The 20,041-nt window shown below is 33.0% G+C and carries 18 protein-coding genes; 17 read left to right on the plus strand and 1 reads right to left on the minus strand.

Annotation, left to right across the window (positions count from 1 at the left end):
- Positions 1-215 precede the first annotated feature (215 nt).
- The 9 genes from hydA (at position 216) to CLRAG_RS08585 (ending at position 10,337) form a co-directional block, all read left to right on the plus strand.
- On the plus strand, positions 216-1,628 hold the full coding sequence (gene hydA / locus CLRAG_RS08545) for a dihydropyrimidinase (RefSeq protein WP_065078048.1): 1,413 nt from the start codon (positions 216-218) through the stop codon (positions 1,626-1,628).
- Positions 1,612-2,301, plus strand: coding sequence for a Crp/Fnr family transcriptional regulator (locus CLRAG_RS08550; protein ID WP_065078049.1), 690 nt, complete (start codon positions 1,612-1,614; stop codon positions 2,299-2,301). The genes hydA and CLRAG_RS08550 overlap by 17 nt, the downstream gene beginning before the upstream one ends.
- 166 nt (positions 2,302-2,467) lie before the next feature.
- Positions 2,468-3,469, plus strand: a complete 1,002-nt coding sequence (gene asrA / locus CLRAG_RS08555; RefSeq protein ID WP_065078050.1) for an anaerobic sulfite reductase subunit AsrA — start codon at positions 2,468-2,470, stop codon at positions 3,467-3,469.
- A complete protein-coding gene (asrB, locus tag CLRAG_RS08560; RefSeq protein WP_065078051.1) occupies positions 3,470-4,261 on the plus strand; it encodes an anaerobic sulfite reductase subunit AsrB in 792 nt (263 codons plus the stop codon). It begins immediately after the preceding gene.
- Positions 4,262-4,276: 15 nt separating this feature from the next.
- On the plus strand, positions 4,277-5,224 hold the full coding sequence (gene asrC, locus CLRAG_RS08565; protein WP_065078052.1) for a sulfite reductase subunit C: 948 nt from the start codon (positions 4,277-4,279) through the stop codon (positions 5,222-5,224).
- A 31-nt stretch (positions 5,225-5,255) separates the two neighbouring features.
- Positions 5,256-6,548: an MFS transporter gene (locus CLRAG_RS08570; protein WP_065078053.1), complete on the plus strand. Its 1,293-nt coding sequence runs from the start codon at positions 5,256-5,258 to the stop codon at positions 6,546-6,548.
- 50 nt (positions 6,549-6,598) lie between these two features.
- On the plus strand, positions 6,599-8,695 hold the full coding sequence (locus CLRAG_RS08575; RefSeq protein ID WP_420808093.1) for a molybdopterin oxidoreductase family protein: 2,097 nt from the start codon (positions 6,599-6,601) through the stop codon (positions 8,693-8,695).
- A gap of 5 nt (positions 8,696-8,700) precedes the next feature.
- On the plus strand, positions 8,701-9,108 hold the full coding sequence (locus CLRAG_RS08580) for a 4Fe-4S dicluster domain-containing protein (protein WP_065078055.1): 408 nt from the start codon (positions 8,701-8,703) through the stop codon (positions 9,106-9,108).
- Positions 9,109-9,113: 5 nt separating this feature from the next.
- A complete protein-coding gene (locus CLRAG_RS08585) occupies positions 9,114-10,337 on the plus strand; it encodes an NAD(P)/FAD-dependent oxidoreductase (protein ID WP_065078056.1) in 1,224 nt (407 codons plus the stop codon).
- A 54-nt stretch (positions 10,338-10,391) separates the two neighbouring features.
- On the opposite strand, the gene CLRAG_RS08590 is transcribed toward CLRAG_RS08585, so the two are convergent.
- Positions 10,392-10,793, minus strand: coding sequence for a pyridoxamine 5'-phosphate oxidase family protein (locus CLRAG_RS08590; RefSeq protein WP_065078057.1), 402 nt, complete (start codon positions 10,791-10,793; stop codon positions 10,392-10,394).
- Positions 10,794-11,039: 246 nt separating this feature from the next.
- On the opposite strand from CLRAG_RS08590, the gene CLRAG_RS08595 reads away from it, so the two are divergent.
- The 8 genes from CLRAG_RS08595 to CLRAG_RS08630 all read left to right on the plus strand — a co-directional run bounded on the left by CLRAG_RS08595 (position 11,040) and on the right by CLRAG_RS08630 (position 19,935).
- Complete coding sequence (locus tag CLRAG_RS08595; RefSeq protein ID WP_167351563.1) at positions 11,040-12,722, plus strand: PucR family transcriptional regulator; 1,683 nt, start codon at positions 11,040-11,042, stop codon at positions 12,720-12,722.
- 165 nt (positions 12,723-12,887) lie between these two features.
- The gene (locus tag CLRAG_RS08600; protein ID WP_167351564.1) at positions 12,888-13,895 is read left to right on the plus strand and encodes an oxamate carbamoyltransferase subunit AllH family protein; all 1,008 of its coding nucleotides are present in this window, start codon (positions 12,888-12,890) and stop codon (positions 13,893-13,895) included.
- Positions 13,855-15,429 carry an acyl-CoA synthetase FdrA gene (gene fdrA / locus CLRAG_RS08605; protein ID WP_065078060.1) on the plus strand — a complete coding sequence of 525 codons (1,575 nt, stop codon included), beginning with the start codon at positions 13,855-13,857 and terminating at the stop codon, positions 15,427-15,429. The genes CLRAG_RS08600 and fdrA overlap by 41 nt, the downstream gene beginning before the upstream one ends.
- Positions 15,430-15,435: 6 nt before the next feature.
- The gene (locus CLRAG_RS08610; protein ID WP_338030863.1) at positions 15,436-16,860 is read left to right on the plus strand and encodes a YlbE family protein; all 1,425 of its coding nucleotides are present in this window, start codon (positions 15,436-15,438) and stop codon (positions 16,858-16,860) included.
- A gap of 14 nt (positions 16,861-16,874) precedes the next feature.
- Entirely contained in the window at positions 16,875-17,666 is a 792-nt protein-coding gene (locus CLRAG_RS08615) for a cyclase family protein (RefSeq protein ID WP_065078062.1), read from the plus strand.
- A gap of 54 nt (positions 17,667-17,720) precedes the next feature.
- Positions 17,721-18,404, plus strand: a complete 684-nt coding sequence (locus CLRAG_RS08620) for a hypothetical protein (RefSeq protein ID WP_065078063.1) — start codon at positions 17,721-17,723, stop codon at positions 18,402-18,404.
- Positions 18,392-19,591 (plus strand): thiolase C-terminal domain-containing protein, encoded by a 1,200-nt coding sequence (locus tag CLRAG_RS08625; protein WP_065078064.1) that lies wholly within the window; start codon positions 18,392-18,394, stop codon positions 19,589-19,591. Before CLRAG_RS08620 ends, CLRAG_RS08625 begins: the two co-directional genes overlap by 13 nt.
- A gap of 2 nt (positions 19,592-19,593) precedes the next feature.
- Entirely contained in the window at positions 19,594-19,935 is a 342-nt protein-coding gene (locus CLRAG_RS08630) for a Zn-ribbon domain-containing OB-fold protein (protein ID WP_063601667.1), read from the plus strand.
- Positions 19,936-20,041: the final 106 nt, after the last annotated feature.

Consider the following 20,041-nt stretch of genomic DNA (forward strand, 5'->3'; position numbering starts at 1 on the left):
TTTTCACCATTCGTTTCGCTAAAGCGAAACGTCGTTGACTTATATAAATTGAAAGATTTTTTGCGATAGCTAAAAATCATCCTTCACTATTAATTTTTCATTATTAATTCTTAACTTGCGAAGCTTTGCTTCGCATTATTTTTAAATTGTGAAAGTTAAGTTAATTATACTTTATATTTTTTATGTTAGAATATATAAAAAGGGAGGATTTGCTTATGGGTGTAGTACTTGAAGGTGGGAAAATTGTAACTGCTGTGGATTCTTATTGCTCGGATATAAGAATAGAAGATGAAAGAATTGTTTCAATAGGAAATGATATAAAAAAAAGTGGAGATGAAGTCATATCTGTAAAAGGATGCTATATTTTACCGGGTGGTATAGATACTCATACTCACTTTGATTTGGAAAGTGGTTCTATAGCAACTGCAGATAATTTTGAAACTGGAACAAAAGCGGCTTTAGTTGGAGGTACCACTACAATATTAGATTATGCTACACAAAACAGGGGAGAGACATTAAAAGAAGCCTTAAGAAAGCAGCATAAAAAATCAGATGGAATTTGCTATTGTGATTATGGATTCCACATGGGTATTACGGATTGGAATGATAAGACATCTTGTGAAATGGAAGATATGGTTAGAGAAGGGGTAACTTCATTTAAATTATATATGGCCTATAAAAAAACGCTTCAGGTAGATGATGGTGTAATATTTGAAGCTTTAAAAAGAAGTAAAGAGTTAAAGAGCTTGATAACTTTTCACTGCGAAAATGGCGATATTATAGAATCACTTATAAGTGAAGCTAAATCAAAGGGAAATAGTTCCCCTTATTATCATCCATTGACAAGACCTGCTTTAGTTGAAAAAGAAGCAATTGTAAGGCTTCTTAATATTGCAGAAATTGCAGATGCACCAGTGTATATTGTACATTTAAGTACTAGAGAAGGTTTATTAAGTATTTTAGATGCCAAAAAGAGAGGAATAAAAGTTTATGCTGAGACTTGTCCTCAATATCTACTGTTGGACGATTCCTGCTATGGAGATAAGAACAGCCATAATTTTGAAGGAGCAAAGTATGTAATGTCACCTCCTCTTAGAAAAACATATGATAATGATGCATTGTGGAAGGGGATAAGCTCCAGAGAGATAATGACCATTGGAACAGATCATTGTTCCTTTAATTATAAAGGTCAAAAAGAAGTTGGCATTGATGACTTTAGCAAAATTCCAAATGGGGCTCCGGGTGTAGAACATAGAATTGGTCTTATGTATACTTATGGAGTACTAAAAAACAGGATAAGTATGAATGAAATGGTTGCACTTACTTCAACTAATGCTGCTAAATTATTTGGACTTTTTCCACAGAAAGGAACTATTGCAGTGGGCAGTGATGCTGATATTGTAGTGTGGGACCCTGCGTTTCCTAAAGTTATTAGTGTTAAAAATCAAATACAAAATGTAGATTATACTCCTTATGAAGGTTTTGAACAGAAGGGAAGAGTGCTGCATGCTTTTTTAAGGGGAAATAAGGTTATATCTAATGGAAAATTCATTGAAGATAAACCTCTTGGAAAGTATTTGTATAGAAAAACGCAGCCAGAGGATATAAGTTATGGCAAAAGTTTCTAATGATGATTTTAGCGGGATTCCATTATTTGAAAAAGTAAATAAATCTACGTTGAAATTGGTGCAGACAAAGGCTTTTAAGATAAAACTTACTAAAGGTGAAGAATTATTTTGCGAAAAAGACAAAGTGGATAAAATTTATATTGTTTTAAGTGGAAAAGTAACCATGTATAAGATATCGGAGGACGGACAAAAAAGGGTTGTATATATTTTAGGCAGAGGAGAATTTATAAATGAAGTCATTTTTGACAATTTACCTGCATCTATAAGTTGTGAAGCTTTTGAAGATAGTTATATATTGTATTTTTTTAGAAATGATTTGCTAGAAATAATGGCAGGGGATTTTGAATTTACTCATATTATAATTAATTCTATGGCTAAAAAAATAAGAAGACTTTATAGGCAAATGAAAAACACCGTACCTATAAAAATGGATAAAAAGCTTGCAGCAAAACTCTGGAAATTATCCAGGGATTATGGAGTGGAAACAAAAGAAGGTACAGTTATTGACTTGAATATAAGCATAACATATTTAGCTGAGATGCTTGGTAGTACAAGAGAGACTATTTCACGCTGCATGAATAATTTTGAAAAAAAAGATATGATAAAATTTCATCATAAAAAGATAATAGTTATAGATCCCAAGGTGCTGTCGATGTACTTCAGGGGAGTTTAGTGGAAGGCTGTATTTGCAGAAAATAATGCAAATACAGTTTTTTATTTTTTGACCATAACGTGATTTGTATCACGTTAAATTTTCTACATTTATGATATGTTAAATATATAACAACGATGGTTATATGCTGTTAGGCTTATAAAAGTTTTAAGGAGGGAATTGACGAATGGGATTTCAAATTAGTAATGTGGAATTTGATAATTTTTTAAAAAAGCTGCAAAAAGAGTACAAAATCTATGCTCCAGTGAAATTAAAAGGTAAGGGAAGATTTTCGGATACAGATGTAGTTAGGTATGCAGAGATAAATACTATTGAAGAAATAATATTTGATGAAAAATCAAACTTTTCACCAAAAGAAGTGATGCTTCCAATAACTAAAACCTTGTTTTATTTTACAGAAGATTCTGTAATGGAACCAAAAGTGGATGACAAAAAGATATTGATATTTTTAAGAAGCTGTGACATCAATGCTGTAAAGAGAGTTGATGAAATTTATTTGAGAAATGGTGTAGAAGATCCTTACTATAAAAAAGTAAGAGATAAAGTAAAATTTGCACTTATGGAATGTGAACACAGCTTTGAAAACTGTTTCTGTGTAAGTATGGGTAGTAATAAAACAGAAAACTATGACTTATTTGTAAAGTATAAGGATGGAAAAGTTTCAGTAAAGTGTAAAGATGAAAGCTTTAAAAATTATTTTGATGGAATGACAGAATGTGATGTAGAACCTAACTTTGTAACAGAAAACGATGTAAAGGTTAAAGTTCCTGAAAATATGGATGTAAGTGTATTTAATGCTCCACTGTGGGAAGAGTATTCCTCACGATGTATTTCTTGTGGAAGATGTAATTTGGTTTGTGGAACATGTACATGTTTTAATATGCAGGACATTTTCTATAAAGACAATAAAAATGTAGGAGAGAGAAGAAGAGTATTGACTTCATGTCAGATTGATGGGTATACGGATATAGCTGGAGGACATAGTTTTAGACAGGATAAAGGACAGAGAATGAGATTTAAAGTTATGCATAAAGTTTATGACTTTAAGAAGAGATTTGGATATAACATGTGTGTTGGATGTGGAAGATGTGATGATGCATGTCCAGAATATATATCTTTTTCAAATTGTGTTAACAAGTTAAATGATACAGTGGGAGAGGTGAAATAAATGGAAAATGTATATTTGCCAAAGGCTAGTAAAATATTAGATATTACAAAACATACGGATATTGATTATACATTTAAAATGGAGTTTAAAGGAACTGTGAAGCCGGGACAATTTTTTGAGGTTTCCATACCTAAATATGGAGAAGCACCTATATCTGTATGTGAAATAGGAGATGGATATATAGGTTTAACTATAAGACGTGTGGGATTAGTTACAGATGTCATTCATACTTTTTTTGTAGGAGATACTCTATTTATGAGGGGACCTTATGGAAACGGTTTTGACTTAGAGACATACAAGGGAAAAGAACTTATTGTAGCTGCAGGAGGAACTGGATTAGCACCGGTAAAAGGTATTATAGATTACTTTGCTGCTAATAGAAATGAAGTTACAAATTTTAATGTTTTAATGGGATTTAAGTCACCAGAGGATATATTGTTTAAAAAGGATATAGAAGAATGGAGAAAAAATGTTGGTGTTACTTTAACAGTGGACAAGGCTGATGAAAGTTATGGTGGAAATGTAGGTTTAATTACTACTTATATTAAAGATTTAACTATAAATAATGTGGAAGAAGCTCAGGTAGTAGTAGTAGGTCCTCCAATAATGCTTAAATTTACTATAGCAGAATTTTTGAAGAGGGGAATTAAAGAGGAAAATGTTTGGGTTTCTTATGAAAGAAAAATGTGCTGTGGTTTAGGAAAATGCGGTCATTGTAAAATGGACGATACATATATTTGCCTTGACGGTCCGGTATTTAATTATGTTAAAGCTAAACTTTTAATGGATTAAAAAAGGAGGACGATTATGGATATTAATACAAAGGTTCTAAAAAAGAATGCATTTAGAGTAACTAAGGAAAGAGGAAAGACGGCCATAAGGATTAGAGTACCAGGTGGATATATCGAAGCAAAATATTTTGAAATAATTCAAAAGGTTGCTGAAGAATATGGAAATGGAACAATTAATATTACTACAAGACAAGGCTTTGAAATACCTGGAATTGATATGAAAAACATTTCTGAGATAAATGAGATGATACAACCTGTTATTGAAGGACTTGAAATAAATCAAGCTGATTCTAAAAATGGATATTCAGCATCAGGAACAAGAAATGTTACTGCTTGTATAGGAAATAAAGTCTGTCCTTTTGCAAATTATGACACCACTGCTTTTGCAAAGAGAATAGAAAAGGTTATATTCCCAAATGACTACCATGTAAAAGTAGCGTTAACGGGATGTCCAAATGATTGTGCAAAAGTAAGAATGCATGATTTTGGAATTATAGGCATGACAGAACCACAGTACGAAAGTTATAGATGTGTGGGCTGTAAAGCTTGTGTTAAAAATTGTAAACTAAGATCTGCAGATGCACTCAAATTTGAAAATTTTAAGGTCTTAAGAGATGATAAAAAGTGTATAGGTTGTGGTGAATGTGTGGACAAATGCCCAATGGGGGCATGGACAAGAAGCAGTAAGAAGTATTTTAAACTGACTATCATTGGTAGAACGGGAAAGAAAAATCCAAGATTAGGCCAGGATTTCATTAAATGGGTAGATGAAGATAGCATTGTGAAGATAATTTTAAATACCTATGAATATATAGATAAATATATAAACAAAAATGCTCCTGGTGGAAAAGAACATATAGGATATATTGTAGATAGAACAGGGTATCAGGAATTTAAAAAGTGGGCTTTAAAAGATGTACATTTAGACCCTAAAGCTGAAGTTGCTGAAACTATAAATTGGTAAAGCATTTAAATCGCAAATAGGAGGGAAAATAATGGATATTGTAAATGTTAAAGGAAATTCCAAACAAGGATTAACAGGAGCAACCTTAGGTTTTTTTGTAGGATTTGCAGCAGTCGCACTTTATGGTGCTACAGCTGCTGTGTTTAAAAAAAGTTTTATAGATTTGAATCCTATTTTACTAGCACTTCTTATTGCAATACCAAATTTATCAGGATCACTGCTTAGGATTCCATTTGCAGCTTGGGTTGACGTAGATGGAGGAAGAAAACCATTTATTACATTACTTATACTTTCAATAATTGGTATGACGGGACTCTATATAGTTATGGCTTTTTTTAAGCAGGATTTAAGTAACTGCTATTCTTTACTTTTAATATTTGGGGCACTGTCAGGCTGCGGCATAGCTACCTTTTCTGTAGGAGTTAGCCAATCGTCCTATTGGTTTCCACAAAATAAGCAGGGAGTTGCACTTGGCATATATGGTGGAGTGGGAAATCTAGCACCTGGAATATTTACACTTTTGCTTCCAAACGTAGCACTGCCACTTTTAGGATTATCAGGTTCTTATTTAGCCTGGTTGATATTTTTAGTAGCAGGAACTATAGCATATTTTATTATAGGAAAAAATGCTTGGTATTTTCAACTAATTCATGCAGGAGTGGGAAGAGAACAAGCAAAGATGACAGCTTCAAAGAAATATGGTCAGGAACTGTTTCCTAATGACAAAGTGAGTGAAAGTCTTATTATTTCTGCAAAGACATGGAAGACCTGGGCACTTGTTGTAGTGTACTTCACCACATTTGGAGGCTTTTTAGCACTAACTAGCTGGCTTCCAACATATTGGACAACATTTTTTAAGTTGAACTTGAAAACTGCAGGTTTATTAACTGCTATCTATTCAATTACTACATCTATTGTAAGAATTTATGGTGGAAAGATAGCAGATAGAGTTGGAGGAGAATCTACATCCATTACAGCACTTTTTATAATGCTTGCAGGTACAATATGCATGTTTATTGCTTCTTCACTGCCTCTAGCTGTTATAGGAATTTTACTTTTAGCTGTAGGAATGGGTGTGACAAATGCTGCTGTATTTAAAATACTTCCTAAAGAAGTTCCCCATGCTATTGGAGGTGCTTCTGGCTGGGTCGGTGGATTGGGAGCTTTTGGAGGCTTTGTTATACCACCTTTAATGGCATCCTTTATAGATAAGACAGGTAAGAGCTTAAGTGGCTATTCTAGAGGGTTTGTAATATTTATAGCACTTGCTTTGATTTCACTTATTATTATAGGTTTGTTGAAATCTACTTCAAAGGGTAAATGATTTTGAAATTTAAATCATGTATTTTTAGTAAAAAATATTGAGAAGTGGAGATGAATTACGTGGAAGTAAAACAATCAACTTGTAATTATTGTGCACTTGGATGTAATCTGGACTTTTATGTTGAAGATAATAAAATAAAGAAAGTACTTCCCACTAAAGGTTATCCGGTAAATGATGGATTTTGCTGCATAAAGGGATTAAATTTAAATAAGCAGTGCAGAAAATTTAAATCCAGTAAGTTACCTCTTTTGAAAGATGAAAGTGGGAAGATGAAAGTAATTTCTTGGGAGGATGCCTTTGAAACTTTTGCTTTCAAAATGAGATCTATTCAAGAAAAATACGGAACTGAAAGTGCAGCGTATTTGAGTACAGGTCAAATAACAACAGAAGAAATGGCTCTCTTGGGATTTATAGGCAGGTCCTGCATGCAAATAAATGGGGATGGAAACACAAGACTTTGTATGGCTACGGCAGCTGTAGCACATAAACAAAGCTTTGGATTTGATGCACCTCCCTATACACTAAAAGATTTTGAAATTTCTGACACTATTATATTAATTGGGGCAAATCCTGTGGTTGCTCACCCTATAATGTGGAGTCATATAAGAAAAAATGAAAAAGCTAGAGTAATAACTATTGATCCTAGAAAATCTGAAACAGCAATTAACTCAAATTTATGGATAGATATCAAGCCAAAATCTGATATTATACTCTTTTATACCCTTGCAAATGTACTTATAGAAAAGAACTGGATTGATAGAGAATATATAGAGAAATATTCAGAAGGCTTTGAAGGATTTAAAGAACACGTGAAAAAGTATACTTTAGAAAATGTAGAAGAAAAAACTGGAATTTCGAGTAAAAGGGTAATGGAATTTGCGGAAATAATTCACAATGGGAAAAGAGTTTCATTTTGGTGGACTATAGGAATAAACCAAGGATATGAGGCAGTTAGAACTGCACAATCAATAATAGACCTTGCAGTTATTACTGGAAATATAGGAAAAGAAGGTACTGGAGCGAATTCAATAACAGGCCAATGTAATGCTATGGGTTCAAGAATATATAGTAATACTACAGCTTTATATGGAGGCAGAGACTTTGATAATCCAAAGCATAGGGAAGAAATTGCTTCTATTTTAGAGGTTCCTTGTGAGATGATACCCAAAAAGCCAACCATACCTTACAATAAAATTATAGATAAAATAAACAGCGGAGAAATTAAGGCATTGTGGGTAATTGGAACAAATCCTAGACATTCCTGGGCAAATAACGAGGAATTTGAAAAAGCAGTTCAAAAATTAGAATTCTTGGTTGTCCAAGATATATATGATGATACGGATACTTCTAAATTATGTGATTTATTTTTACCTTCCGTTTCAGCTCTCAAAAAAGAAGGATTTTTTATAAACACGGAAAGGCGTTTGTCAGCTGTAACTCCAATATTAAAAAAAGAAAAAGATGAACTTGCAGATTACGACATATTACTTGGAATAGGAAAAGCGCTGAAAGTAGGAAAACCCTTAGAAAAATGGAAAACTCCAAGACATGCTTTTGGGCTTATAAAACAATTTAGTAGTAAAATGCCCTGTGATATAACTGGCATTGATTATGAGATGTTGGTTTCGTCAAAAGGAATACAGTGGCCCTTTAAAAAGGGGGATATATTAACTAGTGATGAGAGAAGACTGTTTCAAGATAATAAATATTTTACAGCAGATAAAAAAGTAAAACTAATTTATGCAGATGCAGCTCAAAAACCCTTTACCCAAACAGAGAAATTCCCATATATATTTAATTCAGGTAGGGGAACTGTAGGACAATGGCATACCCAGACTAGAACTAGGGAAATTGAATTTGTAAAAAATAGCTGCTTTACAGATCCTTATGTTTTCATAAACTATAAATTAGCTGAAAAGCTGCATATAAAGGAAAATGAAAAAGTTGTGATTTTATCGGCAAATGGACATAAAAATGAATTTAGAGTTGTACTGACAAGAAATGTAAAAGAAGATCAATTATATGCTCCAATTCACTATATAGAAACAAATTCATTAACTCCATCTATATTTGATCCTTACTCAAAAGAACCTTCTTATAAATATGTGCCTGTAAATATTGAAAAAGTTTCGGAAGTTAGGAGCTGATAATTTTGAAGAGAATAAAGATAGATAGAAGTAAGTGTATTGGATGTCTTACTTGTACTACAGCCTGTATTGTTTCACATGATTGTGTTGATAACAGAAGTAGGATTACGCTGAGTAGTAAAGGAAAATATGCTCCCATATTTTGCAGGCATTGTGACAAGCCAGAATGTGTATATACGTGTATGACTGGTGCTATGAGAAAAAATCCAGACACCGGCATTGTAGAGTACGATAAAAATCAATGTGCAAGCTGTTTTATGTGTATAATGGCATGTCCTTATGGAGTGCTAAAGGCAGATAGTGAAAACAATAGAGAAATTATGAAATGTGATATGTGCCAGCATACGGAAGGTAAAAGTCCGCAGTGTGTAGCCAGATGTCCTATGCACGCTATTACTTTAGAGGAGGTGTAGTGTATATGACTTACGTTGTAATAGGGGCTTCTGCATCTGGTATAAATGGTGCAAGAACTCTTAGAAAGCTTGAACCTGATGCAGAGATAATATTGATTTCAAAAGATGAATATGTCTATTCCAGATGTATATTACACCATTATATTAGTAATAAAAGAAATATAGATGCACTCAATTTTTCAGAAAAGGATTATTTTAAAAAGTACAATATAAAATGGGTGAGAGGAATTGCAGTAGATAAGCTAAAAGATGAAGAGCATGAAATAGAGCTTTCAGATGGCAGCAGGTTAAATTATGACAAGCTTCTTATAGCAAGTGGAGCAAGTTCTTTCATACCTCCTGTAGAAAATCTTAGAGGAGCAAATAATGTAGTAGGACTTAGAAATTTGGAAGATGCACAAAAAATAAAGGATGCAGCTAAAAAAGTAAAAAATGTAGTTGTACTTGGAGCAGGTCTTATAGGAATTGATGCAATTACAGGGCTTTTAGGTTATGGATTGAATATTTCAGTTGTAGAAATGAACGACAGGATTTTAGCAGTTCAGCTTGATAAATATGCAGCAGGCAGATATGAAGATTTATTTAGAAAAAATGGAGTGAATTTAAAGCTGGGAGTTAAAGCAGAGAAGCTTTTAGTTGATGAAGCTAATAATCCTAAAGAATTGCTTCTAAATACAGGTGAAATAATTCCTTGTGAGTTTGTAGTTGTATCAGCAGGAGTTAGAGCAAATACCGCCTTTTTACAAGGGAGTAATGTGGAATTTGACAAGTTTGGCCTTATCATTGATGAAAGAGGGCAGACAAATATAGAGGATGTGTATGGTGCAGGTGATGTAACTGGAAGAAATCCAATTTGGCCTACAGCTGTTAAGGAAGGAATTGTAGCAGCTAGTAATATGGCAGGAAAAAAACTTTTAATGACAGATTTCTTTGGAAGTAAAAATACCATGAACTTTTTAGGACTAGCAACTATGTCTCTGGGAAATGTATCAGCTCCAGATGAAAGCTATAAAGAAGAAATAGAAACTAAAGATGGTAATTACAAAAAAGTAATACATAAAGATGGCATAATATATGGCGCCATAATCCAAGGGGATTTATCTTATGCAGGTATATTGACTCAACTTATTAGGAGAAAAATAAATATTTCAGCTGTTAAGAAATCTATTTTTGAAATAGATTATTCAGACTTTTTTAATATAAATGAAAATTTAGAGTATACTTTTTAAAAAGTATACTCTAAATTTTTATTATGGATTAGATGTATAAAATAAAGTTTTTTATTAAAAATTTATTTCCTTTGGAGGCTGGCCGGAAAAATCTGATATGGTTGCCTTAGCATGTTCAATATAAAATACTTCAAAAATAGGATTGTCTGCAGTTGTATACATTTTCTTCAATCCTTCATTTTCGTTAAGTATTTTTTCTTTATATCGCATATCTTTTGTGAAAACCACTTTGCCAGATAATCTAACTGTTATCATATCCTTTGAAGTAGTAGTAAATTCAGCAAAAGGAGTTGATTGCAATTGCTTATATACGTCTTTATTATTGGCTGTACAAAAATAAAATTTCTGATTTTCTTCAAATTGAAACATCCAAGGTCTTACACGAGGCTTTCCATCTTCTACAGTTGCGAAAGCACCTGTTTTATTTTCATTTAATAGTTGAACAACAGTTTTCATTATAAACCCTCCTAATATTTAATTATCTAAATAATTTGAGCTAATTACAATAATAGTATAAATAAACAATTTATTCAAGCTATAAATATAATTCATATTATGTATTCTATCGGAATAGTATCAATAAAAAGGCAAAAATGAATGGAATAGTACAATATTATTTGAAGCTGCAAAGGGAGCTTGTTTTCGAATCTGGAGTAAATTAATATTAATCATTTAATGAATATTAGAAAGGAATGTGATGTTATGTACCGCTATGTAGGAATTTCCTTAGAAAAACTATTAGAAATTCATATTCTTAAGGATGCAAGAATTTTAGCGGGAGCAAAGGGAATGACAAATAGGATTACAAAAGTAAATGTAATGGAAGTGCCAGATATTATAGAATGGGTTGGGAAAGGTGAGTTTTTAATCACTGCAGCTTATCCAATAAAAGATAACATTAATGTTCTTCTTGAACTTATTCCTAAGTTAAATGAAAAAGGGGTATCTGGTCTTGGAATTAAGTTAGGTAGATATATAAATATATTACCACAGGATATTATAAAAATAGCAGACGATCTCGGATTCCCCATTATTAAAATACCATTTTCTGTCTCACATACAGATGTAATATCAGCAGTACTAACAGAGGTTGTAAATGATCAGATGAACAGTTTTTTTAAGATAGATCATTTCAACAAAGAAGTTATGAATATGATGGCAAATGGCGGAAACTTAAAGGAAATTACAAAGAAACTTTATGATAATATAGGCAATTCATTGGCTATATATGAAAGCATGAATGACAGATATGAAATTATATGTGATCAGGAGCTAGATAAGAAAATACTTGATAAGCTGATAAATGAAAATACAAATCAAAAATATATAGAAAGGGGAAAGGATACTGATTGTACATATAAATCATGTACAGATAACATTAAGGGAAGGAACGTTAAACGAGTAACCATTCCAATTATTATAGAAAGAGTTGAATACGGACGTATTTTTATATGGCTTGATAAAAAAGAATTAACCCCAGTAGATAATATGCTTATCGATTCATATGTGCATATTATAGCCTTGGATTTTGTTAAAAAAATTTCTTTATATAAAATGGAAAGCCATTACAAGTTGGAGTTCTTTGATGACTTACTTTGCGATGATGCACAGAGACAAGAAAGGGCAATTGAAAGATCAAAAACTTTTAATTTTCATAAGGAACTAAAACATACTGTGATTATTATTCGTGTAAAAGGATTATATACAGAAACAAGCTTAGATAAAGTAAATTATTCACAAGAAATAATAAGAAATTTATTATTTATCACAGCAAGAGTGTCAAAAATTTATAACGAAAAAATAGTATGTGTTGAAAAAAGTGATAGAATAATAATTTTATTTGGTAGTGAAAAAGAGAAAAATATTAAATTGATAAAGAAAGATATAATTGATTTTAGCGAAAAATTATTAAAGGAAGCTTTGAAAAAGTTTAAAGTTAACCAAATAACAATTGGCATAGGTCGTTCGTATGAAGACATTGTGCATCTTTGGAAAAGCTATGAACAAGCTAAACTTATTGTTGAAAACCTAAGTAAAATTAATACTGGAAACATAATTAATTATGATGATTTGGGAATATATAGATTGCTTTCCTTTAATGGACTTAAGGGTGAGCTTAAAAATTTTTGCATGGATACAGTAAAACCTCTTATTGAATATGATAAGTTAAACAACTCTGAATTAGTAAAAACGCTGGAAGTTTATTTCCAGTGTAATGGCAACATGAAAAAAATATCGCAAAAAATGTACATGCATTATAACACTATTATATATAGGCTGCAAAAAATACAAGATATCACAGGTATTGATTTAGGTAATTGTGAAAGCAGATTAAATCTTGAGGTTGGTCTAAAAGCTATGAATTTAATTAAATACAGAGAATAAACTTCAAATACGAAATTTTATTTTAACTAGAGATTGGGATCAATAAAGGGATTAAGAAGTATGTATGTTAAAGGTATACAAATACGTGTTTCAATATTTAGAATATCTACATAAAGACATTATAAAACAAATAAGGTAATATATACGTAAGATGGGAATAAGGGATTGGTTATATTGAAAGCATCGTTTATATGTGAAAATCTACTAAAAGCTATAGCAGCGGAAGAAATAGTAGAAGGTCGAGTCCATTCTGTTTTCAAAAATGCTTGTAATATTGAGGCATCTGGTAAGTTTATTACTTTATTAAGTAATAAGAAAAATATGGCACCCATGAGTATTCTTATAGATAGTAGTAGGAAACTTGACTTCAAGAAACTTAACATAACTCAAAATTTATATTTTAATTTTAATGTAAATGGTATCTATTGTAGTGAAAGAAATTTATTTATAAGATTGGATGAAGCCCAAAAGTGGTCTCCTCGTGTATCCATAAGATCTTCAAATATAACTGAAAAGGAACTAGCTAACAATATAAAAATAATGGAGATTGGACTAAATACACATGGCAAGCTTTATGGTATAGGTCCATTGGTAAACATGATAAATGATGAATTACCAAATCTCAAATTATTTTCTTTTAAAATTCATTCTATTGATGAAAGCTTTAATTTTATTAAAAGCAGGTTTTTGAGATTAATTCGAGCATTAGAAATATTAGACATTGATGAGATAGCTCAAATAGGAGGAAGTATTATTGGTTTTGGATCAGGACTTACTCCTGCAGTGGATGATTTCATAAGTGGTCTTATGATTTGCTTTATTTATCTCGGATACTACTATAAGCTGGATATTTCCCTAATATATAAATTTAATAGCAAAATGATAAGTGAAGGCATAAATAAAACAACAAAGGTAAGCTCTGAAATGTTAAAGCACTCATCTATTGGAGAGACAAATGAGGCTGTAAGAGAACTTATGGAATCAATATTATATTATCATGATGAAGAAAAAATTAATAAAGCTATATTAAATATCATTAGTTATGGTGAAACTTCTGGAACAGATACAGCTTTGGGAATTTATGTAGGTTGCAAATTTCTGACCACTATAAAGTATAGGAGGGTTTACGAAAATGAAGTTCTGTGTAGATATCAGGAAAAACACATATTATGATTCTGTTGCTTTAATGGTAATTACTAAAGAAATTAAGAAGCTGACCTATGTTAAAGAAATAATTGTGGGTATGGGAACAGATCTTAACAAAGAACTATCTGAAAATTTAAATTTAAGTAATGACCAAATAAGAAATCTTACACCAAATGATTTCTTTATTGCAGCTTATGTGTCAGATGAAGAAGAAAATCCAACTGAAAGTATTGTAAGTAAAGTAAATGAGCTCTTAAATTCAAAGGAAGAAGAACGTGAAAGTGAAAACGAATACAAGCCTAATACTTTTAATGCTGCACTTAAGCATATGAAAGATGCAAATATGGCAATTATTTCACTACCGGGAAAGTATGCAGCAGATGAGGCAAGAAAAGCTCTTAAAAATGGACTTAACGTTATGCTGTTTAGTGACAATGTAACTGTTGAAGATGAAATAGAATTAAAGAAGATGGGCAGAAGTAAAGGACTTCTTGTAATGGGACCGGATTGTGGAACCGCTATAATTAATCATGTCCCGCTATGCTTTGCTAATGTTGTTAGAAAAGGTGATATAGGAATTGTTGGAGCATCAGGGACAGGTACTCAGGAAGTTACAGTTCTTATTGACAAATTAGGTGCTGGAATATCTCAGGCAATTGGTACTGGAGGAAGAGATTTAAAAAGCAGCGTTGGTGGAATTATGATGATTGAAGGATTTAAGGCACTAATTGAAGATCCAGATACAAAAGTAATAGTTTTAGTTTCAAAGCCACCAGCTCCTGAGGTAGCTAAAAATATATTAGATATGGTATCAAGTACAAATAAACCAATAGTTGTAGATTTTATAGGCGGAGATAGGAAAGCAATTGAAGACAGTGGAGCTTATGCCTGTGTAAGTTTGGAAGATGCGGCATATAAGGCAGTAGCACTTTCTAAGGGCAATCCTGTTTGTGACTATACCTCCTTTGCACAGCCTATAGAAGAAATAGACAAATTAGTTGAGCAAGAAGCTGCTAAATTTGACAGTAAACAAAAATATATAAGGGCATTATATACAGGTGGGACTTTAGCTGATGAGGCTATGAAGTTACTTGGCAAAGAAGGATTTGATATATATTCAAATATTCCACTTAAGAAAGAACTTAGACTTAAAAATATATTAAAAAGTGAAAAAAATACTTGCATTGATTTAGGAGACGATGATTTTACTGTTGGCAAACCTCATCCAATGATTGATCCAATGGGAAGAGTAGAAAGATTACCTCAGGAAGCAGAAGACGAGGAAGTAGCAATAATTCTGATGGACTTTGTAATAGGTTATGGCTGTCATGCTGATCCAGCAGGAGAGATGTTACCTGGAATTATTGATGCAAAGAAGAATATGGAAAGTAAGGGCAAATACCTTTGTGTAGTTGGTTATATTTGTGGAACAGAGAATGATCCACAAAATTACAAAGCTCAAAAAGAAAAACTAGAACAAGCTGGGGTTATACTTATGCCATCCAATGCACAAGCTGTTAGATATTGTGCAAGATTGATGAAAAAAATAAATAGTAAATGAAGGGAAGTGATTGGTTTGACTGCAGTAAATGAATTATTTAACAAAAACATTAAGGTCATTAACTTAGGATTAGAATCTTTCTCCAAAGATTTGAAAGATCAACATGTACCATGTATTCATGTTAATTGGAGACCACCAAGTGAAGCAAGCAAAGGACTTTCTCTTTTAGAAGACGAAGGCATAGCATCTAAAATTGAAAAAGCTAATAAAGAAGCAATAGATAGACTTCTAGCTGCAAAACCAATACTTATTGGAGTAGGTCAAGCTGGGGAAGTAATACCTGGGATGACGAAAAAAACGATTCTTCATGCAGGACCACCAATAACATGGGATAAAATGAGCGAACCAGTTAAGGGAGCTATAATTGGTGGACTAATTTACGAAAAGTTGGCATCAAATGAAGAAGAGGCAATTAAATTGGCATCTTCCGGAGAGATAACATATGATTGCTGTCATCACCATTCAACAGTTGGTCCAATGGCAGGTGTGGTTACGTATTCGATGCCAGTTTGGATTTTAAAAAATAAAACTTTTGGTAATTATGCATATTCCACATTTAATGAAGGATTAGGCAAAGTATTGAGATTCGGAGCATATAGTAGTGAAGTTATAGATAGATTAAATTGGATGCAAAACTCACTTGCCCCAGTACTAAAAGCAGCTTTAGAAATAAAAGGGAGTATAGATTTAAAAACAATAATAGCACAGTTCCTTCAGATGGGTGATGAAGGACATAATAGAAATAAAGCTGCAACGTCACTTTTGTTTAGAGAACTTGCACCAGCAATTGTAAAAACTAAATTTTCAGATGAACATAAGGCAGCTGTCTTAACATTTATTGATAAAAATGATCATTTCTTTTTAAATATTTCCATGCCGGCTTGTAAATGCAGTTTAGATCCATTAGAAGATATTGAATATTGTACAATACTTACAGCAATGTCCAGAAATGGAACTGATTTTGGAATTAGAGTAGCTGGGACAGGTAAGAAATGGTTTACAGCTCCTTGTGAAATGGTACGAGGGTTATATTTCCCAGGTTTTGATGAAAGCGATGCTAATGCTGATCTTGGTGATAGCTGCATAACTGAAACAGCTGGAATTGGTGGTTTTGCTATGGCAACAGCACCAGCAATTGTTAAATTTGTAGGGGGAACGCCAAAAGATGCAATTAATTATACAACCACTATGTATGAGATAACTTATGCAGAAAATAATGCATACAAGATACCGAATATTAACTTCAGAGGCACACCTACTGGAATAGACATGAGGAAAGTCATAGAAACAAGAATACTGCCTGTAATAAATACTGGAATTGCCTGCAATAGAGCGGGAGTAGGACAGATTGGAGCGGGAGTAGTCAATCCGCCAATGAAGTGCTTTGAAGATGCACTTAAATCGTTTATTAAAAAATATAATTTAAAATAAATGGAGGGTATATTATGAACATTATTGATTCTTTCAAAAATGTACAAATGTATGATTTAACTCAAAAAATTAGCCATTTAACGCCGCCATGGCCAACTTATGAACCACTGCAAATCAAGTTTTTCAAAAGACTTTCATCAAATGGTGCAAATGGCCAAGTATTAACTCATTCTAATCATGTAGGTACTCATCTTGATGGTTCGCTGCATTTTTGTACTCATGGAAGAGACATTTCATCTATTCCACTTGAAGAATTAGTAGCACCAGGAGTTGTTGTTGATATTTCTGATATAGCAGAAGACTACGGAATATATACCTCAAAAGATATTATGCAAAGAGCGGATGTTAGAAAAGGTGACATACTAATAATCCATACTGGTTATCACAAATATGCATGGGATGAGCCAGAAGCTGATGAAGAAAGAGTAATGATGAGACATCCAGGTCCAACAAAAGAATTCTCAAAATGGTGCAGGAAAATGGAATTCAAATGGTTGGGAGTTGATTGTGGTTCTGCAGATCATCCAATGAATACAAAAATTCGTGAATGGGCTCCAAAAGAAGCTAAGAAGGCAGAAAAATATTTGAGAGCTAAATATGGTAAGGGAATTGCAGATTTTTGGCCTGATGAAGACTATCAGTTAATGCATTATGATTTGTTCCCTTATAATATTGTACATGCTGAAAATTTAGGTGGAGATATTGATAAGGTATTGGGAAAGAGATTAGTAATAGGGTGCTTCCCATGGAGATTTGTAGGTGGAGAATCCTGCATATGCCGTATAGTTGCATTTGATGCTAAATAATTAAATTAGAAATACAAAAACAAAAATTTGAATTAAATAGAAAGGATGTTGAAAATGATAGTAGATAAAATGGAACAAAGTTTAAGACCAGTTGAAACACCATTGGCACAATATCCGCCAAAGGTAATAACTATGGCTAGTGGAGATAAATTAGTAATTCGTCAAATTAGAAGGGATGAGGTTCCTCATATATTAGAAGCAGTTAAACCTCTAATGATAGTAGAAAAGGATTTTTATGATATAGTTGCATCTAGAATATATTCAGAATTATTAGGATATTACAGATACAGAGTTAAGGATGAGTATTGCTTAATCGGAACTATAGATGGAGTTATAGTAGGAATTGTTAATGGTCGTACTGTTGATGATAAGGTTGGAATGTCTTATCATACTATGACATTAAGACAAGGACTTAGAATAGGAGCACAGTTATTTGCAGCTAAAATGGAATACCATCTTGATATCTTAAAGCAAGAAGAAGTTTGGATAGTTGCAGAAAGTCCAAATGGATTTAAAAGATGGATGATTGAATATGAATTAGAATCAAGACCGGAAATATGGCACGAATTAGGGGGTGTACCAACGTATGTATTAACTAGGGCATTATGGGAAAAACATAAAGCTGATAAATTAGCTGGACGACGTCCAGTAAGTGCTGAACTATTAAAGACTACTGAAAACCCAATCCTCCCAGAAACTTATGCTCAGATTCCGGGATATAAAAGATGCGCGAAGTAGGAATTGTTGGTGTTGGCCATACTAATTTTGGTAAATTTTCAGGGGGGACTTTTATCGATATGATCAGTATGGCAGCTGTAGAAGCACTTGATGATGCCGGCGTTAAACTAGCCGAAGGACAGCATGGAATAGATCAAGTTTTTGTAGCTACAATGGGTGCTGGTATATTAAATAAACAAAGTGGTATTGCATCTGCACTTGTAGACACTTTGAATTTAAGACCGGCAATGGCTGAAACTGTAGAAAATGGTCCTGCATCGGGTGCTTCAGCAATAAAACTAGGTTATATGGCAATTGCCAGCGGAATGTGTGATGCTGTTCTCGTCGTTGGCGGTGAAATGATGAGAGTTGTCAGTGGATGGGAAGGCACAGACTTTGTTGCTACCATGCTTCATCCTGAGGCAGAATATAATTATGGTATAACGCTTCCAACGCTTGCAGGAATGTTTACAAGATTGTGCATGGAAAAGTACGGAATTACAGAAAAGGATTTAGCAATTGTATCAGTCAAAAATCATGAAAATGCACTGCATAATCCGGTAGCTCATCTTCATATAGTACCAAATCTTTATGCAATTACTGAAGACGAAGACGCCGGTATAGTTAATCCTTATGTGGCTTCTCCACTTAGATTATACTCAGTTTGTCCAGTTTCAGACGGTGCAGCAGCAGTTTTGCTGTGTGCTATGGATAAAGCTGATAGATTTGCAAAGAAACCAGTTAAAATTGCTGGAATTGGTCAAGCTACAGATACACATGCAGTAGCAGAAAGAGAAGTATCCACAGATTTACTTGCAGTAAGATTGGCAGCACAAAACGCATACGAAATGGCAGGATTAAAACCTGAGGATATTGACGTAGCAGAACTTCATGATGCATTTCAGATACTTGAAATTGTAGAATCTGAAGAAGTTGGTTTCTTTAAGAGGGGAGAAGGCCACATAGCAGCTAGAAATGGTGAAACAAAAATTGGAGGTAAGATTCCAATAAACACATCAGGAGGCTTAAAGGCAAAAGGTCATCCACTCGGTGCAACGGGAGTTTCACAAGTCGTAGAAATTGTAAAACAACTGAGAGGGGAAGCAGCTGGTCGTCAGGTAAAAGGTGCTAAGGCTGGGCTCGCTGTAAACTTCGGTGGATTTGGCAATAATGTTGTAGCAACAATACTCACAAAGGAGGCGGAGTAACTATGGATGAAAAAATGTACGCTTACAAATGTACAGTCTGCGGGCAGCTCCACCATCCAAAGCATTTTGTATGTAAAAAATGTGGTAATAGATCATTTGAAGAAGTTCCGCTAGAAGGTGAAGTAACACTTTTAACTTACACAAAAGTGTATAATCTTCCTGAAGGATATATGAAACCGTATTTATACTTTGGCATAGTTAAATTTGAAAATGGTCTCACAGTAAGCGGCCAACTAGAAGTAGATAACCCCGTCATAGGAATGAAACTTATATCAACAGTAGGAGTTGTCAAAGAAGGCACAAATAATGATTGCTATGGGTTTATTTTTAAAGATATAAAATAATAAGATAAGTAAAGAACACTAGTGGTTTAATTATTAAAACACCCCTGATAATATGGCATGATTATACGTAAATGCATAATATTTTAGGGGTGTTTTGTGAGTATTA

This window comes from Clostridium ragsdalei P11, assembly GCF_001675165.1.
Classification (GTDB): Bacteria; Bacillota; Clostridia; order Clostridiales; family Clostridiaceae; genus Clostridium_B; species Clostridium_B ragsdalei.

Excerpts from the sequence above, each read along its gene's own strand:
- CLRAG_RS08585 (WP_065078056.1), top strand. The coding sequence starts at position 9,114 with ATGACTTACGTTGTAATAGGGGCTTCTGCATCTGGTATAAATGGTGCA.
- asrB (WP_065078051.1), top strand. The coding sequence starts at position 3,470 with ATGGAAAATGTATATTTGCCAAAGGCTAGTAAAATATTAGATATTACA.
- CLRAG_RS08590 (WP_065078057.1), bottom strand. The coding sequence starts at position 10,793 with ATGAAAACTGTTGTTCAACTATTAAATGAAAATAAAACAGGTGCTTTC.
- CLRAG_RS08570 (WP_065078053.1), top strand. The coding sequence starts at position 5,256 with ATGGATATTGTAAATGTTAAAGGAAATTCCAAACAAGGATTAACAGGA.
- CLRAG_RS08575 (WP_420808093.1), top strand. The coding sequence starts at position 6,599 with ATGAATTACGTGGAAGTAAAACAATCAACTTGTAATTATTGTGCACTT.
- CLRAG_RS08595 (WP_167351563.1), top strand. The coding sequence starts at position 11,040 with ATGTACCGCTATGTAGGAATTTCCTTAGAAAAACTATTAGAAATTCAT.
- CLRAG_RS08630 (WP_063601667.1), top strand. The coding sequence starts at position 19,594 with ATGGATGAAAAAATGTACGCTTACAAATGTACAGTCTGCGGGCAGCTC.
- CLRAG_RS08620 (WP_065078063.1), top strand. The coding sequence starts at position 17,721 with ATGATAGTAGATAAAATGGAACAAAGTTTAAGACCAGTTGAAACACCA.
- fdrA (WP_065078060.1), top strand. The coding sequence starts at position 13,855 with ATGAAGTTCTGTGTAGATATCAGGAAAAACACATATTATGATTCTGTT.
- asrA (WP_065078050.1), top strand. The coding sequence starts at position 2,468 with ATGGGATTTCAAATTAGTAATGTGGAATTTGATAATTTTTTAAAAAAG.
- CLRAG_RS08550 (WP_065078049.1), top strand. The coding sequence starts at position 1,612 with ATGGCAAAAGTTTCTAATGATGATTTTAGCGGGATTCCATTATTTGAA.
- asrC (WP_065078052.1), top strand. The coding sequence starts at position 4,277 with ATGGATATTAATACAAAGGTTCTAAAAAAGAATGCATTTAGAGTAACT.
- CLRAG_RS08615 (WP_065078062.1), top strand. The coding sequence starts at position 16,875 with ATGAACATTATTGATTCTTTCAAAAATGTACAAATGTATGATTTAACT.
- hydA (WP_065078048.1), top strand. The coding sequence starts at position 216 with ATGGGTGTAGTACTTGAAGGTGGGAAAATTGTAACTGCTGTGGATTCT.
- CLRAG_RS08625 (WP_065078064.1), top strand. The coding sequence starts at position 18,392 with ATGCGCGAAGTAGGAATTGTTGGTGTTGGCCATACTAATTTTGGTAAA.